At 70.1% G+C, this 17,214-nt stretch carries 17 protein-coding genes and 1 pseudogene; 7 read left to right on the top strand and 11 right to left on the bottom strand.

What is annotated here, in order from left to right; translation table 11 throughout:
• Positions 1-696, bottom strand: a pseudogene (locus ABZ260_RS03515) (helix-turn-helix transcriptional regulator); the annotation flags it as partial.
• A gap of 73 nt (positions 697-769) precedes the next feature.
• Here ABZ260_RS03515 and ABZ260_RS03510 point away from each other — a divergent pair.
• The 3 genes from ABZ260_RS03510 to truA all read left to right on the top strand — a co-directional run bounded on the left by ABZ260_RS03510 (position 770) and on the right by truA (position 3,371).
• On the top strand, positions 770-1,786 hold the full coding sequence (locus ABZ260_RS03510) for a DNA-directed RNA polymerase subunit alpha (protein WP_030912872.1): 1,017 nt from the start codon (positions 770-772) through the stop codon (positions 1,784-1,786).
• 89 nt (positions 1,787-1,875) lie between these two features.
• Entirely contained in the window at positions 1,876-2,403 is a 528-nt protein-coding gene (rplQ, locus tag ABZ260_RS03505; RefSeq protein ID WP_355612426.1) for a 50S ribosomal protein L17, read from the top strand.
• 89 nt (positions 2,404-2,492) lie between these two features.
• The gene (truA, locus tag ABZ260_RS03500) at positions 2,493-3,371 is read left to right on the top strand and encodes a tRNA pseudouridine(38-40) synthase TruA (protein ID WP_355612423.1); all 879 of its coding nucleotides are present in this window, start codon (positions 2,493-2,495) and stop codon (positions 3,369-3,371) included.
• On the opposite strand, the gene ABZ260_RS03495 is transcribed toward truA, so the two are convergent.
• From ABZ260_RS03495 to ABZ260_RS03485, 3 genes are all read right to left on the bottom strand, one after another.
• Entirely contained in the window at positions 3,361-5,106 is a 1,746-nt protein-coding gene (locus tag ABZ260_RS03495; protein ID WP_355612420.1) for a hypothetical protein, read from the bottom strand. The two genes, truA and ABZ260_RS03495, sit on opposite strands and share 11 nt — an antisense overlap.
• Before the next feature lie 94 nt (positions 5,107-5,200).
• Positions 5,201-6,127, bottom strand: a complete 927-nt coding sequence (locus tag ABZ260_RS03490) for a hypothetical protein (RefSeq protein ID WP_355612418.1) — start codon at positions 6,125-6,127, stop codon at positions 5,201-5,203.
• A 35-nt stretch (positions 6,128-6,162) separates the two neighbouring features.
• Entirely contained in the window at positions 6,163-6,849 is a 687-nt protein-coding gene (locus ABZ260_RS03485) for a CAP domain-containing protein (protein WP_355612415.1), read from the bottom strand.
• A gap of 493 nt (positions 6,850-7,342) precedes the next feature.
• On the opposite strand from ABZ260_RS03485, the gene rplM reads away from it, so the two are divergent.
• The 4 genes from rplM (at position 7,343) to ABZ260_RS03465 (ending at position 10,594) form a co-directional block, all read left to right on the top strand.
• Positions 7,343-7,786: a 50S ribosomal protein L13 gene (gene rplM / locus ABZ260_RS03480; protein ID WP_326635561.1), complete on the top strand. Its 444-nt coding sequence runs from the start codon at positions 7,343-7,345 to the stop codon at positions 7,784-7,786.
• Between the two features lie 69 nt (positions 7,787-7,855).
• Entirely contained in the window at positions 7,856-8,377 is a 522-nt protein-coding gene (gene rpsI / locus ABZ260_RS03475) for a 30S ribosomal protein S9 (protein WP_355551521.1), read from the top strand.
• Between the two features lies 1 nt (position 8,378).
• The gene (gene glmM / locus ABZ260_RS03470) at positions 8,379-9,734 is read left to right on the top strand and encodes a phosphoglucosamine mutase (protein WP_350953858.1); all 1,356 of its coding nucleotides are present in this window, start codon (positions 8,379-8,381) and stop codon (positions 9,732-9,734) included.
• A 518-nt stretch (positions 9,735-10,252) separates the two neighbouring features.
• Positions 10,253-10,594, top strand: coding sequence for a hypothetical protein (locus ABZ260_RS03465; RefSeq protein ID WP_355612412.1), 342 nt, complete (start codon positions 10,253-10,255; stop codon positions 10,592-10,594).
• A gap of 55 nt (positions 10,595-10,649) precedes the next feature.
• Here ABZ260_RS03465 and ABZ260_RS03460 read toward each other — a convergent pair whose 3' ends face one another.
• From ABZ260_RS03460 to coaA, 7 genes are all read right to left on the bottom strand, one after another.
• Positions 10,650-11,366: an ABC transporter permease subunit gene (locus tag ABZ260_RS03460; protein WP_350911403.1), complete on the bottom strand. Its 717-nt coding sequence runs from the start codon at positions 11,364-11,366 to the stop codon at positions 10,650-10,652.
• A 2-nt stretch (positions 11,367-11,368) separates the two neighbouring features.
• Positions 11,369-12,283, bottom strand: a complete 915-nt coding sequence (locus ABZ260_RS03455; protein ID WP_355612408.1) for an ABC transporter ATP-binding protein — start codon at positions 12,281-12,283, stop codon at positions 11,369-11,371.
• Positions 12,280-13,158, bottom strand: coding sequence for an ABC transporter permease (locus ABZ260_RS03450; RefSeq protein ID WP_355612405.1), 879 nt, complete (start codon positions 13,156-13,158; stop codon positions 12,280-12,282). The genes ABZ260_RS03455 and ABZ260_RS03450 overlap by 4 nt, the downstream gene beginning before the upstream one ends.
• Complete coding sequence (locus ABZ260_RS03445; protein ID WP_350911409.1) at positions 13,151-14,056, bottom strand: ABC transporter ATP-binding protein; 906 nt, start codon at positions 14,054-14,056, stop codon at positions 13,151-13,153. The genes ABZ260_RS03450 and ABZ260_RS03445 overlap by 8 nt, the downstream gene beginning before the upstream one ends.
• A gap of 302 nt (positions 14,057-14,358) precedes the next feature.
• Positions 14,359-14,886: a DinB family protein gene (locus ABZ260_RS03440; RefSeq protein ID WP_355612401.1), complete on the bottom strand. Its 528-nt coding sequence runs from the start codon at positions 14,884-14,886 to the stop codon at positions 14,359-14,361.
• A gap of 83 nt (positions 14,887-14,969) precedes the next feature.
• Positions 14,970-16,220 (bottom strand): hypothetical protein, encoded by a 1,251-nt coding sequence (locus tag ABZ260_RS03435; protein WP_355612398.1) that lies wholly within the window; start codon positions 16,218-16,220, stop codon positions 14,970-14,972.
• Between the two features lie 33 nt (positions 16,221-16,253).
• Positions 16,254-17,189, bottom strand: a complete 936-nt coding sequence (gene coaA / locus ABZ260_RS03430) for a type I pantothenate kinase (protein ID WP_355551553.1) — start codon at positions 17,187-17,189, stop codon at positions 16,254-16,256.
• Positions 17,190-17,214: the final 25 nt, after the last annotated feature.

The raw sequence follows: 17,214 nt of genomic DNA, 5'->3' as shown, positions 1-17,214 counted from the left end.
ATCTGGAGATCGAGGCACTGGCCCGGCGCTCCCTGCGCAGCCACCCCGGTCTCGAGCCAGCTCGTCGGCCAGCGACTCGTCGGGGCCGTCCATCGCGGCGGCCCGATGCCAGGCGCGCCGCAGCCGCTGGTGGTCGTGGCGCAGCACGCCGGCGAGCAGGCGGTGCGCCGTGCGGCGCCGGGCAAGCGAGGAACCGGCGTAGACCACGGCCCGCATCGCGGGCTCGTGGAAGTCGTAGCGGTCGCCGGCGACATCGGTGACGCGGACGATCACGCCCGCCCTCTCCGCCGGTTCGAGCACGGTCAGCGCGCACCGCGGCTTCGCGGCCTCGAGCAGGGTGACCGTCTCCAGATCGGGGTCGGCCGCGAGCAGCAGGAGCATGTCCGCGGTGTCGCCGGGCAGCCGCGCCAACCGGTCGGCGTATGCGCGCCAGAGCCGTCCGCCCCTCGGCAGCGTCTCGGGCGGCGCGGCGGCACCGGAGAGCTGTTCGGGACTGAGCGACCGGGCGAGCTCCCCGAGCGCGAGCGGGTTGCCGCAGGCGATCTCCAGCAGCGACGCCCGCACGTCGTCGGTCAGTCCCGGCACCAGGTCGCCTGCCAGCCGCCCGGCCGCCTCTCTGTCCAGGGCGTCCAGCTCGAAGGCCGGTATGTCGTCGGGGACGGCGGTGCCGTCGTCGGCACCGAACAGCAGCGCCACCGCCTCCCCCGTCAGCCGCCTGGCCGCGAAGAGGCGTCAAATAGCGGGCGCCGTCATGCAAGGGAGATTCAACATGCTGATCGCTCAGCGTCCCTCCCTCCTCGAGGAGTCAATCGAGGAGACCCGGTCCAAGTTCATCATCGAGCCGCTGGAGCCGGGCTTCGGCTACACCATCGGCAACTCGCTGCGGCGCACGCTGCTGTCGTCCATCCCGGGCGCGGCGGTGACCAGCATCCGTATCGAGGGCGTGCTGCACGAGTTCACCACCGTGCCGGGCGTGAAGGAGGATGTCACCGACATCATCCTGAACCTCAAGGACCTGGTCGTCTCCTCCGAGCACGACGAGCCGGTGGTGATGTACCTGCGCAAGCAGGGCCCCGGTGACGTCACCGCCGCCGACATCGCGCCCCCGGCCGGTGTCGAGGTGCACAACCCCGAGCTGCGCATCGCCACCCTGAACGGCAAGGCGAAGCTGGAGATGGAGCTGACCGTCGAGCGCGGTCGCGGTTACGTCTCCGCCGCGCAGAACAAGCAGCCGGGCCAGGAGATCGGTCGCATCCCGATCGACTCCATCTACTCCCCGGTGCTCAAGGTCACCTACAAGGTCGAGGCGACCCGTGTCGAGCAGCGCACCGACTTCGACCGTCTGATCCTGGACGTCGAGACCAAGCCGTGCATGAAGCCCCGCGACGCGGTGGCCTCCGCGGGCAAGACCCTCGTCGAGCTGTTCGGCCTCGCCCGCGAGCTGAACGTCGAGGCCGAGGGCATCGACATCGGCCCGTCGCCGACGGACGCGGCCCTGGCCGCCGACCTGGCGCTGCCGATCGAGGAGCTGAACCTCACGGTCCGCTCCTACAACTGCCTCAAGCGCGAGGGCATCCACACCGTGGGTGAGCTCGTGGCGCGCAGCGAGCAGGACCTCCTCGACATAAGGAATTTCGGTGCGAAGTCCATCGAAGAGGTCAAGCAGAAGCTGCACGAGATGACGCTCGCGCTCAAGGACTCCCCGCCCGGGTTCGACCCGAGCGCGGTGGCCGGTGGCGGCTACGACGACGACGACAGCGCCTACGTCGAGACCGAGCAGTACTGATTTTTCTGTAACGGGGATCGTGAGCGACTCCCCGGCCCGACCCCGGTACCTCGTACGGCCGGGGCGGGTTTACTCCCAAGGAGAACGTTATGCCTAGGCCCACCAAGGGTGCCCGTCTCGGCGGCAGCCCGGCCCACGAGCGGCTGATCCTGGCGAACCTCGCCACCCAGCTGTTCCAGCACGGCCGGATCAAGACCACCGAGGCCAAGGCGAAGCGTCTGCGCCCGCTGGCGGAGAAGCTGATCACCAAGGCGAAGAAGGGCGACATGCACAACCGTCGCCAGGTGCTGACGGTCGTCAGGGACAAGGGTGTCGTCCACCACCTCTTCACCGAGATCGCCTCGACCTTCGCCGAGCGTCCCGGTGGCTACACCCGGATCACCAAGGTCGGCCTCCGTAAGGGCGACGCCGCCCCCATGGCCGTGATCGAGCTGGTGTCCGAGCCGCTGAACACGGTCCGCGTCGGCCAGACCCAGGCCGCCCCGGCGGCCAAGGCCGAGGAGACCAAGGCGGAGGAGGCCAAGGTCGAGGAGGCCAAGGCCGAGAGCGCCGAGGAGACCGCCGAGGCGACCGAGGCTCCCGCCGAGGAGACCGAGGCCAAGAAGGACAACGCCTGATCTTTCAGGCCCAGTGAACGGGCCCGGCACTCCCTCCACCGGGATGCCGGGCCCTTTCCGTTCTCCGAGAGTCTTTCGAGAGGAACATCGTGGTGCGGCTGAGGCTGGATCTCGCCTATGACGGGACCGATTTCTCCGGCTGGGCCAAGCAGCCGGGACGGCGTACGGTCCAGGGGGAGATCGAGGAGGCGCTCGGCAGGATCCTCCGGCTTCCCGAGCCTCCGGCGCTGACCGTGGCGGGGCGGACCGACGCGGGCGTGCACGCCCGCGGCCAGGTGGCCCATGTCGACCTGGACGCCGGCGCGCTCGGCGCGCTGGACAGCCGCAACCGCCGCGGGGTGCCCGCGTGGGAGCCCGGATCGGTGGAGGAGCTCGACGAGAGGCTTTCTGCCATGCGCAGGAGGCTCGCCGGAGTCCTCCCCCCAGATGTACGTGTGCATCGCGTCACGGTGGCTTCTGAAGGCTTTGACGCGAGGTTCTCGGCACTGTCAAGGCGGTACGCCTACCGGATCTCCGACGCCCCTGGCGGGGTCGACCCGCTCCGCCGCCGCGAGATCGTCTGGTACAACCGGCCCCTGGACGTGGACAGGCTCAACGCGGCCGCCGCCGGCCTCCTCGGTGAGCACGACTTCGCCGCGTTCTGCAAGAGGCGTGAGGGCGCGACCACGATCCGCGAGCTGCAGCGGCTCGACTGGGTCCGCGAGGACGGGCTCATCGTGGCGACGGTCGTGGCCGACGCCTTCTGCCACTCCATGGTCCGGGCGCTCGTCGGGTCGCTGCTGCCCGTCGGTGAGGGCAGGCTCACGGTCGAGTGGCCGCAAGGGGTGCTGTCGCGGGCCGTACGGGACTCGGGGGTGCACGTCGCGCCCGCGCACGGGCTCTGTCTTGAGGAGGTGCGCTACCCCGGCGCCGAGGAGCTCGCCAGGCGGGCCGCGGAGACTCGCCGGGTGCGGACGCTCAGTTCGTGACGCGGCGTTCCACGACCTTCGCGGTCTGGTCGCGGAAGGCACCGCTGATCTTGCCCAGGGCCTTCTCCTTGGCCGTCGGTGTGTGGCCGTCACTGTAGGTGGCGTAGCTGAACACGATGTAGCGGCCCCACACCATCCCGGCCGCGTAGCCGCCCGCGATGTGCACCCGCTCACCGCCCGTGCCGGCGGCCGAGGGCAGGCCGCGGAACCAGAGGTTGCGCTCCAGGTCCTTGGCCCGGTCGGCGGCGACCGCGGACTCGCGGGTGGGAAGCACGGCGATCCCGGTGGTCACGGCGTACCTGCGCTTGCTGTCCACGTACGTGGCCCGCAGCACCCGGCGGCATTCCTGGCTGCGCAGGGTGCCGGCGAACCTGCCGGTCGCGGCCTTCTGGCACTGCTCCGTGAGGTTGGTCTTGACCCGGGTGAACGTCGTCCCCGCCACGGACACCTTCTTGACGAAGGCGTCGGCCACGGTCATCTTGCCCGGGTCGGTCTTCTCGGAGTTGAGCATCGTGGTGTTGATCGGCTCGGGCTCACTGGTGATGTCCAGTTTGTCGGTGGGGTCGATCTTTCCCGGACCGAGGATCGGATCCGCCGCGTTCGCCGCCTGCTTGGCGTTGAACGACTGGTAGGCGAAGAAGGCCCCGACGCCGATACCGACCACCACGACCGCGACCACGGCCGCGAGCAGCGTCGTGCCGGCCTTGCCGCGGGTAGGCGGTGGGGGAGTGGGCGGCGGCTCGGGGGTGAACGCGGAGAGCGGGGTGAACGGCCCGCGTGTCGCCGCCGGGTCGCTCGGGGGTGCCGGCGGCTCGCTCGCGGATGAGGACGTCACCGGCGGGGGAGGGAAGGCGGGGAGCGGGAACGGCGAGGCGACCGCCGGGACGCCGCTGGGCGGGGTCACCTGCTCCGCGGGGGTGAAGAGCGGTGCGGGCGGGCCGGAGGCGGCCGGAGGTGTCCGGACGGGAGCGGTCTGCTCGGTGGCCGGCAGGGGCGCCTGCGAGATCGGCTCCGGCTCGGTCGCCACGGGTTGCGTGACGGGTGCGGACACGGGGGGCCGAGCCGCCGGCACGGATCGGTCACTGTCTTGACGGACGTCTTGGCGGACGTCTTGGCGGACGTCTTGGCGGACGTCCTGGGAGTCGTCCTGGGGACCGCCGGGAGCGGGAGCGGGAGCCTGGGGTGGCGGGTCCTGGTGGGCGAGGGGTGCCTGCCGGGGTGAGGCGGTGTGGACGCCGGCCGTCTTCTCGCCCCCGCCACGCTCCTCCTGGAAGACCGCGTCCGGCGGCCAGACGGCGACGTCGCCGGGTTCTCCCGGGCGGGCGACGGTCTCCTCCTGCTCTGTCCACACCGGCTCGCCGGTCGCGGCGGGCCAGGGAGCCTGCTGCCCGGACGAGGGCCAGACCTGCATGCCCGCGGCGGCGGCGGTGAAGGCCGGAGGCGGCTGCCAGGGCGGTGCTCCCGGCACGATGGGCGCGGTGGACAGCGGCGGGCCGTCCTCCGGCTGGGCGTACCAGTCGTAGGGAGCCCCGTCGTCGCCGGGGACCGTCCATGGCTGGGCCGCGCCCGGATCCGTCTCCGGCCACGCGGAAGGACCGCCGGGCTGCTCATCACCTGCGAGATCGGTCCGCGGCACGTGGGGCGAGGGCTGGCCGAAACTCGGCGGCGGCGTCGCCGGTGTCGCCGAACCCTCGGCTTCATGTCGGTGCTCGGACCCGGATTCCTGGCCACGCATACGCGGCAGCCTAGCGACAGCTGGAGATCGTCATGCGGGTATGGCTGTATCGTCTGCCGGATTCATGCCTGAAAGCGACAGTATGGCCCCGTGCTCAGGGTCGCTTGCCGGTCAACGAACGCGATTCCAGCGCGGGGGTGACGGTCGCGTCCGCCGCTCCGAAGGCCGCCTGGTTCAGTTGCTTGACCTCGTTCTTCTTTGGCAGGTGCCCGTCTTTGTACTGGAACCAGACCATTACCGCGTAGTGCCCATGGCGCCACTCGCCAACGAAAGCCTCGCCGGTTCCGAGAAGTTTGGTGACCTTATCCTTACCTGGAAGCGGTTTGATGTACTCTTCCCGCTCCTTGCCCGAACTGGCCGAGACGACCTTGGCCGCCCCCGCGGACGTCTTGAGGTTGGCGACTCCCACGGTTCCGATGATCTTCCCCGAGGCGTCGCGGAAGCTGGCGCGCAGGAGCTGGGTGCACTTGGCGGCGGTGAGGGCCTTCTTCAGCTTGTCCCCCACCACGGCCTCGCCGCACTTCCGGTCCGTCCTGCGCGTGGTCATCAGGTAGTTCTGCTTGCCGATCCGTACCTTCCGGTGTTTGAACACCTCGTTCAGGGTGAGGGCGTACGGGTCGGTGGCGCGGGAGGAGGCGAGGCCGAACTTGCCGTTCGCGATGTTGGCGGGCGGCACGAGGGGGGCCTGGGCCGAGGGGGTCGCCGCCCCGGGCATCGGGGCGGGGTCGGAGTTGGCCAGCACGGCCAGGCCGACGCCCCCGGCGATCAGCGCGGCGAGCGCGCCGAGCGCGATGAAGATCGGGCGGCGCGAGCGGGGGCCCTCGTCGTACGGGCTCCACATCTCCTGCCGTGGTCGCTCCTGCGGCGGGGGAGGCTGGACAGGCGGCGCCTGCGGCGCCTGCGGGGGCTCGGGGGCACGGTTGTGCGGCGAGGCGTCGAACCAGTGCTGGCCCTGTGCGGGCGGCGACGCGTCAGGCCGGTTGTAAGGCTGGCGGCGCGGCGGCTCCACGGGAAAACCCATGCGCCGAGCGTAGCCCGGGATCAGGGCCGGTTGGCTCAGGAGTATCCGAAGTCCTGGGTCCACCACGGCCCGTCGGGCCCCTGGACGGCTCCGACGCCGGTGGCGGTGAGCTCGCAGTTGAGGATGTTGCGCCGGTGGCCGCTGGTCTCCATCCAGTTCCGCACCGCCTCGTCGGGAGAGGTGTAGCCGCGCCCGATGTTCTCCGCGCCGCCGTCACGGTAGCCGGTGGCGTCCATCCGCTCCCAGGGCGACGTGCCGTCGGGAGAGGTGTGGGAGAGGCTGCCGGCGGACGCCATCCCGGCCGAGTGCCTCCTGGCGGACAAGATCAGCCTCCGGTCGATGCGGAGCGGCCCGCACCCGGCCCGCCTGCGCTCGATGTTGACGAGCCTGACGACCTCGCGCTCCATCGCGCCGAGGGCGGGGGTGGTGGCGTCGTCGTCACCGTTGCCGTTGAGCAGGTAGCGAGAGGGGCCGTCGTCGCCGGATCCGCCGAGCTTCGTGTCGGCGTCGTGGGTGGGGCGCGGGCGCCGGTCCGCCGGAACGGTCGGGAGGGCGGCGGGGCGGGCGACCCGGGCGAGCGGAGCCCGCTCCACCTGCCCGGCCAGGGCGCCGTTGCTGGGCGTGGGTCTGGTCGACCCGGGGTTGTTCAGATAGATCTGGTCGGCGGCCTCCTCGTCGCGGCTGCCCCGGCCGATGATGAAGCCGACCAGCAGAACCGTCATCAGGCACACGAACACCCCCATACGACGCAGGCGCGCTCGCTGGGTATGCCCGGGGTGAGGAAGCTGCCACATACCGCTATCAAAGATAGAGATGTTTGCGGTGAGGAAAAAGAGAATGATGAGAACGTGTTGGAACCGTCACGGATCCACGTTCCTCGCCGGGCTCCGGTGGCGGGATTCCCGGGAACCGCGGTCTCATGGCTGATCGCCCGCCCGTGTGTGGCGGTTCCCGGGCACTGCCGGGTCCCGGGTAGAATGCCAGGGGCACCGCCGGAGAGTCATGTCTTTTTGACTCGTGCTCATCCGCGCCGGTACTCTGCTAGTTCGTTGTGTGCGAATTGGTCTCCTCTGCAGACCGATACGCGGCGCGTCCGGCGTCATCTCCTCTGTTCTGGAGACGGAAGGTCCGGGCTGTCGTGTGCCCGCACCTACCGACCCATGTTGCTGTCATCTCCGACAGCGCCGAAGACGCGACCAAAGAAGGCATACGACCGTGCGCACGTACACACCCAAGCCTGCCGAAGTCGAGCGTCAGTGGCACATCATCGACGCCACCGACATCGTGCTTGGCCGGCTGGCCAGCCACGTCGCGATCCTGCTTCGCGGTAAGCACAAGCCGACCTTCGCCAACCACGTCGACACCGGTGACTTCGTCATCATCATCAACGCCGACAAGATCGCGCTGACCGGCAACAAGCTTGAGCAGAAGAAGGCTTACCGCCACTCGGGCTACCCGGGCGGTCTGCGTTCCATGACCTACGGCGAGCTCATGGACAAGCGTCCTGACCGCGCCGTCGAGAAGGCCGTGAAGGGCATGCTGCCCAAGAACGCTCTCGGCCGGAAGATGATCAAGAAGCTCAAGGTCTACTCCGGTTCCGAGCACCCGCACCAGGCGCAGCAGCCGGTGCCCTTCGAGCTCACCCAGATCGCCCAGTAGTCGCTAGCTGCTTGTCGCCAGCAGCGTTGGCCGACGGCCGACGCCGAGTAGGAAAGTTAGAGGAGAACCGTGGCTGAGCCCACCGGTGTCGAGACGCCCATCGAGGGCGATCAGGAAGCGTACTCCGCGGAGGAGTTCCCCTCCGAGTACACCTCCGAGTCCACTGTCAGCGGCGACGTCGCTGTCCGCAAGCCCATCACCACCGGCAACTCGTACGGCACTGGGCGCCGCAAGGAGTCCATCGCCCGCGTGCGCATCGTGCCGGGCACCGGCAAGTGGACGATCAACGGTCGTACGCTTGAGAACTATTTCCCGAACAAGGTCCACCAGCAGATCGTCAACGAGCCCTTCGTGGTTCTTGGCGCCGAGGACCAGTTCGACGTCATCGCCCGCATCAACGGTGGTGGCGTCACCGGCCAGGCCGGTGCCCTGCGCATGGGTCTCTCCCGCGCGCTGACCGCCCTGGACGTCGAGGTCAACCGCCCGCCGCTGAAGAAGGCAGGCTTCCTGACCCGTGACGCCCGCGCCACCGAGCGCAAGAAGTACGGTCTCAAGAAGGCCCGTAAGGCTCCGCAGTACAGCAAGCGTTAAGTTGGGGCGCCTTTTCGGCACCGACGGGGTACGTGGGGTCGCGGGACGCGACCTCACGGCCGAGCTCGCCATGGACCTGTCCGTGGCCGCGGCTCATGTCCTCGGCGATGCCGGGGCGTTCAGCGCCAGCGTCGGGCGGCGAGGCCGCCCCGTCGCCGTCGTGGGCCGGGACCCCCGGGCTTCAGGAGAATTCCTGGAGGCCGCGGTGGTCGCCGGCCTTGCGTCGTCTGGCGTGGACGTTCTCCGGCTCGGCGTGCTGCCCACCCCGGCGGTCGCTTACCTGACCACGGCTCTCAGAGCCGACATGGGCGTGATGATCTCCGCCTCCCACAACCCCGCCCCGGACAACGGGATCAAGTTCCTCGCCCGCGGCGGCTACAAGCTGCCGGACGCGGTGGAGAACGAGATCGAGCAGCGGGTCGGCGAGAAGTGGGAGCGCCCTGTCGGTGCCTCGGTCGGCCGCGTGCGCGAAGCGTACGGCGAGGCCGACCGTTACGTGTCCCACGTGCTGTCCACGGTGGACTGCCGTCTCGACGGCCTCAACGTGGTCCTCGACTGCGCCCACGGCGCCGCCCACATGGTGGCTCCCGAGGCGCTGCTGCGGGCCGGGGCCACGGTGGAGACGATCGGGGCGCGCCCCGACGGCCTCAACATCAACGCCGGGGTCGGCTCCACCCACCTGGACAAGCTCCAGCAGATCGTCGTCTCCCGCAACGCCGATGTCGGTATCGCCTACGACGGCGACGCGGACCGCTGCCTGGCCGTCTCGCACACCGGCGAGGTCGTCGACGGTGACCAGATCATGGCGGTGCTGGCCATGGCCATGCACGCCGAGGGGAAGCTGGTCGGCGACACCGTGGTGGCCACGGTCATGTCCAACCTGGGTTTCAAGCTCGCGCTCAAGAGCGCGGGGATCGACGTGGTGGAGACCGCCGTGGGCGACCGCTACGTCCTGGAGGCCATGAGGGCGGGCGGCTACAACCTGGGCGGCGAGCAGTCCGGCCACGTCCTGATGCTCGACCACGCCACCACCGGGGACGGCCTGCTGACCTCGCTGCACCTGCTGGCGGTCGTGGCGCGGGCGAAGAAGTCGCTGGCGGAGCTGGCCTCGGTGATGACCCGCCTGCCGCAGGTCCTGGTCAACGTCAAGGACGTCGACCGGGCCAAGGCCTCGGCTCCGGAGCTGGAGGCCGCGGTCGCCGCCGCCGAGTCGGAGCTGGGGGAGACCGGCCGGGTGCTGATCCGGCCGAGCGGCACCGAGCCGATGATCCGCGTCATGGTCGAGGCCGCCTCGGCGGAGCAGGCCGAGCAGCTGGCCGGTCGGCTGGCCGAGGTCGTCCGTACGGCCTGCGTCTGAGGGGCCGGTGATCGTCCGGGAGCGACCGCTCTCGGCAGGAATATCGAAGGCACGGCCCGCACTCCGGTGCGGGCCGTGCCTTTTGTCATTCTCTGACTGTCTCGTCAAGTAATGCATGGTTCTGCCCGTCGCCACGCCGGACTTCCCGCTGATTGACACTCTCGGTAGCCGATCAGACACTTTCAGTGGTTGCGGCGAGGTTTCCGCCCGGAAACACCACTCATCGAGCCGGTGGCCTGGGCCTGGCCGCCGCACTTCGTGCTGCTCGCGCAGCGCCCGTACGGCGGCAGGCCGCCGGTATCACGATCGATCGGAGGGAGGTCACGGGTGACGGAACTCTCGACAATCGGGTCACCTCGGCGACGACGGGTAGCAACTGTCCGGCCGGGGGCACCGACCCGCGGTGCTCGGTCGTGATCACCTTGACCCCCACCAGCATCACCCTCACCGACCTGACCAGCAGCTTCGTCTTGGCAGGCCCCCCGGATTCGACGGCCAGGAGCAACGGAGCCGTGACCATGACCGTCATCACGAACAGCGTCGACGGCTACAGCGTCACCGTGCAGGCGGATTCGGCCGAGCTCACCTCGGACCAGCCCGGCAACGACGTCACCATCCCGATCGGGAACCTGCGCGTGCGCGAGAGCGGCACATCGGCCTTCCATGCCGTCTCGGCCGGCACCCCGGTACTCGTCCATCAGCAGGACAGTCCGTCCGCTCCCGGCGGGGACGCCATCGGCAATGACTTCGAGGGTTACATCTCGTTTGTCCCGGTCGGCAGCTATTCGGCGACGCTCACCCCAGACTCCGCCGTCACCTGGGGCGGTCGCCCTCGTAACGATCCGCGCCCAGCCTCATGACACGGGCGAGATGAACCGGTATGTGGGCACCTCCGGCCGTGGGGGTGCCCACGGCCTACTCGTCGCCGGTGAGGGAGAAGCCGCGGAGGCGCTGGCCCGACCAGACCACCGCGCCGACGGTGATGATCAGCAGGGCCGGTACGGCGAAGCCGAGGGTGATCTCGGTGGAGAAGAACGGTGAGGAGGACACCTGGTCGGCGATCGACTGGGCCCACTGCTGGATGGAGAACCTCCGGGCGCCGGGGACGAAGTTGCCCACCACGCCCTCCCAGACGAGCGCGTAGACGATGCCGATGGTGACCGCGTGCCGGGTCAGCACACCCAGCAGCATGAACACCGCCGCGTACGCGATCCCGCCGACCAGGGCACCGAGGGCGAAGCCGTAGGCGATCCCGGATTCGAGGTTGACCAGCAGGTAGGCCGCGACGAAGGTCGGTACGGCGGCGAACAACGCGAGCATCGAGGCGGCGACCACGAACTTGGTCTGCGCGATCACCGGGCGGGAGATCGGCTTGGCCAGCAGGTGGATGATCGTGCCGTCGTCGATCTCGGGGGCGATCACCCCGGTCCCGGCGATCAGGCCGAGCAGCGGCAGCATGGTGCCGATGGCGAAGGTCCGCATGAGCGTGACCGCGGTCCGCTCGTCGGCGGCGCCGATGAGGTTCAGCAGGGCCGCCATGACGACCAGCACCAGGGGCAGCATGATCAGCAGCCAGATCCGGCGGCGGCCGAGGAGGGCCCGGTAGGAGATTCCGGCGATGACACCGTTCATGATCAGCTGCTCCTGTTGATCAGGTAGGAGAAGACGCTCTCCAGGTCCTCGTCGGCGGGGGAGACCTGCCAGACGCGTACGTCCGCGTCCCTGGCGACCCTGGGCAGCAGGCGGGTGAAGCGCCGGAAGTCGACCGCCTGCACCTCCAGGCCCGCCTCGGTCAGCGAGACCGCGCCCGAGGAGGCGTCGGCGATCAGCGCGGACGCCAGGCGGCGGTCGTCGCTGGAGCGGACCCGGAACAGGTGCGGGCGGTCGGTCATCCGGCGGCGGATCTCGCGGAAGTCCCCGGAGGCGGCGTGCCGGCCCGCGACCAGCACCTCGATGTGCTGGGCGACGCGTTCCACCTCCTCCAGGATGTGCGAGCTGAACAGGATGGTCTTGCCCGCCGCGCCCATGGTGCTGACCAGGTCCATCAGGTGCAGGCGCTGGCGGGGGTCCATGCCGTTGAACGGCTCGTCGAGCAGCAGGACCTGGGGGTCGTGCACCAGGGCGGCGGCCACCTTGACGCGCTGGCGCATGCCCTTGGAGTACGTCTCGATCCTGCGGTCCTTGGCGCTCTCCATCTCCACCAGGGCGAGCGCCTTGCGGGCGGCGTCCTCGGGGTCGGGCAGGCGGTGCAGCTTCGCGCTGGACAGCACGAACTGCCAGCCGGTGAGGAAGCCGTAGACGGCCTCGCGCTCGGGGACCAGGCCGATGGAGCGGTAGATCTGGTGGTTGCGCCAGATCCGGTCGCCGTCCAGGGTGACGGTGCCGCCCGAGGGCGCCAGGAACCCGGCCATCATGTGCAGCAGCGTGGACTTGCCCGCGCCGTTCGGGCCGAGCAGCCCGGTGACACCGGGGCCGACGGTCATGGTGATGTCGTTGACGGCGACCACGTTGCCGTACCAGCGGGAGACCTGGGCCAGTTCGATCCTCATCGGGAGGCCGCCTTCCGGTAGCGCGCGATCAGGGCCGTCACGGACAGGCCGATCAGCGCGATCATGATCACTCCGGCGACCAGGCTGCCCGCGCCCGAGGGGTAGATGACGTTCGAGGCGGGGGTCGCCCCGAAGATTCCGACGTGCACGGCGGCGTCCACCAGGAAGAACGGGTTGATCAGCCAGGCCCACGCGGCGGTGGCGTCGTCGCCCATCGACTCCAGCACCCCGTACAGCACCGTGGAGACGGCGGAGGTGAGCAGGTAGAGGGCGATGACCGAGGCCACGCCCAGACCGCGTCTGGGGGTGAACGAGGCGATGGCGATGCCGAGACAGGCCAGCAGCAGCGCGTAGCCGGCCGCGCCGGCCATGCTGGTGAGGTATTCGGCGGTGTGCGTGTCGCCGGGCAGGTCGATGACCACCTCACCGATGAACAGCACGGTGAGCGGCACCGCCAGCAGCAGGAACATCGCCGCGGTCATCGCCGCCAGCTTCGCCCCGACGTAGTCCCAGAGCGTCACCGGGCGCGACAGGTAGAGCGGCAGCACCCGGAAGCGCAGGTCGGGGGCGACGGCGTACGGCGACTGGGAGGCCAGGAAGATCGCGAGCACGACCTGCATGAAGACCGCGTAATCGGTGTAGCGCAGGCCCTCCTGCTTGATCAGCGCCATCGCCGCGATGGAGACGACGGCGGGCAGGAACATGATGCCCACCAGCATGAAAGGAATGATCTTGGAGCGGGCGGTGCGGCCGAGCCCGAAGATCCCGCGCAGGCTGTGCACGGTCAGCGCGGTGGTGGCGTGGCCCCGGCCGAGCCGTACCCCGTCGTAGTGGCGGTATCCGATGTCGTGGATGACACCCGTGGGTTCAGACATTGGCCGGCTCCCTGAAGACGTCCTCGATGCGCTGGCGCCCCTGTTCCAGGCGGACGAGGCAGAGGTCGAGCTCGCAGACGGCGTCGCGGAGGACATCAAAGGTCTCCGGCGCGCGGACGTGGACGAGCAGCATCCTGCCGTGCGGGGTGACGGTCTCGCCCAGCTCGGTCAGCCGGGCCACGAGCGCGTCCTGGCCCTCCTCCACCTCGACGGTCACGGTCTGGGTCTGCTGGGTGAACTCCCCGATGGCCGAGGAGCGCAGCAGCTTGCCGCCGTCGATCACGATGACGTGGTCGCAGACCCGCTCAAGCTCGCCCAGCAGGTGGGAGGTGACCAGCACGCTGATGCCGAACTCCGAGCCGATCCTGCGGATCAGCGCGAGCATCTCGTCACGGCCCTGTGGGTCGAGGCCGTTGGTGGGCTCGTCCAGCAGGACCAGGCGCGGGTCGTGCACCAGGGCCTGGGCCAGCTTGACCCGCTGCTTCATGCCGGTGGAGTAGCCGCCCATCGCGCGGTAGCGCTCCTCGTAGAGCCCGACGTGGCGCAGCACGTCGGCGGCGCGTTCGCGGGCCGCGGTGCGCGGCAGGCCGGACATCTGGGCCATGTGCACGGTGAACTCGGTGGCGGACAGATCGGGCGGCAGGCAGTCGTGCTCGGGCATGTAGCCCACGATCCGGCGGATCTCCGCGCCCCTGGTCGCGGTGTCCATGCCCAGTACCTGGGCGCGGCCGGCGCTGGGTTCGAGCAGGCCGAGCAGGATCTTGATCAGCGTGGACTTGCCCGCGCCGTTGGCGCCGACCAGACCGGTCACGCCGGGGCCGACGGTGACGGTGAGCTGGTCGAGCGCCGTCACCCGGGGGAAACGTCTGGTCAGTCCCTCGGTGGCGAGGATAGTCATACCGGGACACTATCCGCCGTCGCGGACGGACACCTCAGTCGTACGAAGGAGTCCCCCTCGTCCAAAAGGGCGGTTCACCGCCTGCCGGGGGTACCGGAGGTCGCATGCCGAACCGGGACCGGTAGGTCCTCTGCACGAGGAGCGTCGGCACCCCGGAGATGATCATTCCTGCGATGTTCACCCCGAGCCGGACGGCCGGCGCGCCCATGTCGCCCCAGCACGACAGCGCGGCGGCGACCGCGAAGTAGCCCGTGGCCGGGACCGTTGGGCGGCTCACTGAAGCCCGGAGAGTCTCCGGCCTCTCATCCGGCGGACGCGGCGCGGAGCAGGCGGAGCTGGCCGATCTCGGCGATGTTCTTCATCAGTTCGGAGTTGACCCAGGCGATCATGTGGGCGACGGTCAGTTCGGGGCTGTCCGGCCAGGGGAAGGGGGCGGTGGCGTCCAGGTCGGCGTCGGTGAGCCGGTCCAGCACCGCCAGCCACTCCACGCGAAGGCCGCGTAGCCAGTCGACGGTGGCCTGCCCGTCGCCCGGCCACCCGATCTCCTCCCGGTCACGTGGTGTCCGCCCCCGCGCGTGGTCGATGGTCACCGTCCACCACCAGCCGATGTGCCAGGTGACCCAGCCGAGGGTGGGGACCGGAATGGGATCGGGTTCGGCATCGTCCCAGTCCGGCACCCACATCCCGTCGACGCCCGGGCGCACCGTCCAGCAGTGGGGCGCGGGCTCCCAGAGAAAGTCCTCCGGCCGCAGCCGCTCCAGATGGAGTTCGAACAGCGACCAGGTCAGATCGAACTGCCAGCGGAGCAGTTCACCACGGGAAACAGTCACCGGCCGACCCTGCCACAGCGCCGGTCCGTTCAGAAAGCCGTTTTCCGGCGGCCGGGACCCTACCCGGCCGGCGTTGTGGGATGTCACGCCGGAGTACGGCGGTGTCGGTGGCGCCGTACCAGGGCGGGCAGCCAGGGTGCGGTGCCGACCAGGACCAGGAGCGAGAGCAGCGGTACCCGCCACCACCCTGAGATGCTCGCCGGTGGCGGGGGCGGTGTGGGCGTCACCCACGGCCGTGCGGTCTTCGACCAGGCCAGGAACGCGTCGCCGATCGGGAGCAGGCCGAAGGCGTACCGCTTGGTCCACGGGGTGTCGAGCGGCAGGCCGGCCAGCTCGCCGTAGCCGGCCAGCGCCTCGGCGAGCGGCGCGTCGCCGTGGACCTGGGCGGCGCCGAGGGTGACCGCGGTCGCCGACAGGCTCACCCCGAGGGGGAGCGGCCCCGAGTCGACGTCGGCCGGACCGTCCAGGCCGTCGGGGTACTCCCGTACGGCGGGTCCGAGGCCGAGCGGCGAGACGACGTAGGCGTCGCGGAAGCGTAGGTACTGCTCACCGGCGAAGGCCGGGTCGATGTCGATGAGGAAACGGTGGATGACGCTCTGCGAGGTGCCCCTGGCCACCTCGGCGACCTCGCCGGTGTCGGGGTCGGCCCGGTGCGGGAGCAGTCCGGTGCGCGGATCGAGCCGTCGGCGTACCTCCCGCAGCCACCGCTCGGCGGTCCCGGCGAACCGGGCCGGCAGCAGCGTGTCGTGCAGCCGCAGCGACGCCATCGCCACCGTCGAGTCGACCGGCCACGCCTGCCCCGGGTAGGCCGTCAGGTACGGCGACGCCGCGGCGTCGAACGCCGCGCCGAGCGCGGCGGAGTCGTCGGCGAACCGGCGTAGCTCGCCGGGATCGCGCCGCCCGGCCGGTTGCAGGCTCAGCACCTGACCGCGCAGCCAATTGCTCCAGCCGAGATAGAAGACGCCGTACGGTGGGGTGAGGTCCGGGCTGAACGGTTCGCGGCCGGACGGCGAGTCCAGCCGCTCCAGCGCCCACCGGGCCTCCCGCAGTGCCGCCGCCCGCTCGCCCGCCGGTTCTCTGACACCGATCTCGGCCCAGCTCAGACCGTACAGCGCGTGCAGGAAGAAGTACCCCTCGGGAAACAGCCGCTGCGCCTCGTCACCGGCCCCGCCGTCCAGCGCCGCGCGCAGGAACGTCAGCTGCCGCCGGACCCCGGCCGGTTCACCGGCCGTCCCCGCGGTGGCGGGCGCGACCAGCCGCACCACCCCCACCAGCGCGCAGACGCTGACCACGACGGCGACCACTCGACGCGCTTTTGCCGGACGCCTGGACATCCGCTGATCCTAGGGGGCGAAAGGGGCGGAAAGTCAGATGCGGCGGAGGCGGACGCGGCTGACCGAGTGGTCGGCGCTCTTGTGCAGGACCAGGTCGGCGCGGCCCCTGGTGGGGGCGATGTTCTCCAGGAGGTTGCGCTCGTTGATGTCGCGCCAGATGTCCTTGGCGAACTCGGTCGCCTGCTCCTCGGACAGCTCGGCGAGGTGTCTGAAGTAGGACTTCGGGTCCTCGAAGGCGGTCTGCCGCAGCTTGTGGAAGCGGTCCACGTACCAGTCGCGGATGTGCTCGACCTTGGCGTCCACGTAGATGGAGAAGTCGAAGTAGTCGTTGATCGCGAGCGCGGTGGGCGGGGCGGGCTGCAGCACGTTGAGGCCCTCGACGATGAGGATGTCGGGCCGGCGGATGGTCTGGGTCGCACCGGGCACGATGTCGTACTCCAGGTGGCTGTAGACCGGGGCCGTCACCTCGGGCAGGCCCGCCTTGACGTCGGCGACGAACCTGACCAGGGCCCGCCGGTCGTAGCTCTCCGGGAAGCCCTTCCGGTGCATGATGTTCCTGGCGGTGAGGACCTCGTTCGGGAACAGGAAGCTGTCCGTGGTGATCAGGTCCACCCGGGGGTGCTCCGGCCAGCGGGCCAGCAGGGTGTGCAGCAGCCTGGCGGTGGTCGACTTGCCGACCGCGACGCTGCCGGCGATGCCCAGGACGTACGGGGCCGTCCGCCGCTCGCCGCCGAGGAAGGTGTTGAGTGCCGCGCTGCGCTGCCTGACTCCGGTGAAGTGCAGGTTGAGCAGCCGGGTGAGCGGCAGGTAGATATCGGTGACCTCGGTCAGGTCGATCGGGTCGTCGACGCCGCGCAGTTCCTCCAGTTCGCTCTCGGTGAGCGTCAGGGGGGTGTTCTTCCGCAGGTCGCTCCACTGAGCCCGGCTCAGCTGCACGTACGGTGTCGCGGTGTCCAAACCGTTGGCCATGTTCAGCAAGCCTACTGATCGCCTC

It is taken from the genome of Streptosporangium sp. NPDC006013, assembly GCF_040614275.1.
In the GTDB taxonomy this organism is placed as follows: domain Bacteria; phylum Actinomycetota; class Actinomycetes; order Streptosporangiales; family Streptosporangiaceae; genus Streptosporangium.
Note: the sequence above shows the minus strand (reverse complement) of the source record. Positions and strands in the feature narration are given on the sequence as shown.

What these genes read in the sequence shown, in the direction of transcription:
- ABZ260_RS03510 (WP_030912872.1), top strand. Translation starts at nt 770, where the DNA reads ATGCTGATCGCTCAGCGTCCCTCCCTCCTCGAGGAGTCAATCGAGGAG.
- rplQ (WP_355612426.1), top strand. Translation starts at nt 1,876, where the DNA reads ATGCCTAGGCCCACCAAGGGTGCCCGTCTCGGCGGCAGCCCGGCCCAC.
- ABZ260_RS03495 (WP_355612420.1), bottom strand. Translation starts at nt 5,106, where the DNA reads ATGCGTGGCCAGGAATCCGGGTCCGAGCACCGACATGAAGCCGAGGGT.
- ABZ260_RS03490 (WP_355612418.1), bottom strand. Translation starts at nt 6,127, where the DNA reads ATGGGTTTTCCCGTGGAGCCGCCGCGCCGCCAGCCTTACAACCGGCCT.
- ABZ260_RS03485 (WP_355612415.1), bottom strand. Translation starts at nt 6,849, where the DNA reads ATGACGGTTCTGCTGGTCGGCTTCATCATCGGCCGGGGCAGCCGCGAC.
- ABZ260_RS03465 (WP_355612412.1), top strand. Translation starts at nt 10,253, where the DNA reads ATGACCGTCATCACGAACAGCGTCGACGGCTACAGCGTCACCGTGCAG.
- ABZ260_RS03460 (WP_350911403.1), bottom strand. Translation starts at nt 11,366, where the DNA reads ATGAACGGTGTCATCGCCGGAATCTCCTACCGGGCCCTCCTCGGCCGC.
- ABZ260_RS03455 (WP_355612408.1), bottom strand. Translation starts at nt 12,283, where the DNA reads ATGAGGATCGAACTGGCCCAGGTCTCCCGCTGGTACGGCAACGTGGTC.
- ABZ260_RS03450 (WP_355612405.1), bottom strand. Translation starts at nt 13,158, where the DNA reads ATGTCTGAACCCACGGGTGTCATCCACGACATCGGATACCGCCACTAC.
- ABZ260_RS03445 (WP_350911409.1), bottom strand. Translation starts at nt 14,056, where the DNA reads ATGACTATCCTCGCCACCGAGGGACTGACCAGACGTTTCCCCCGGGTG.
- ABZ260_RS03435 (WP_355612398.1), bottom strand. Translation starts at nt 16,220, where the DNA reads ATGTCCAGGCGTCCGGCAAAAGCGCGTCGAGTGGTCGCCGTCGTGGTC.
- coaA (WP_355551553.1), bottom strand. Translation starts at nt 17,189, where the DNA reads ATGGCCAACGGTTTGGACACCGCGACACCGTACGTGCAGCTGAGCCGG.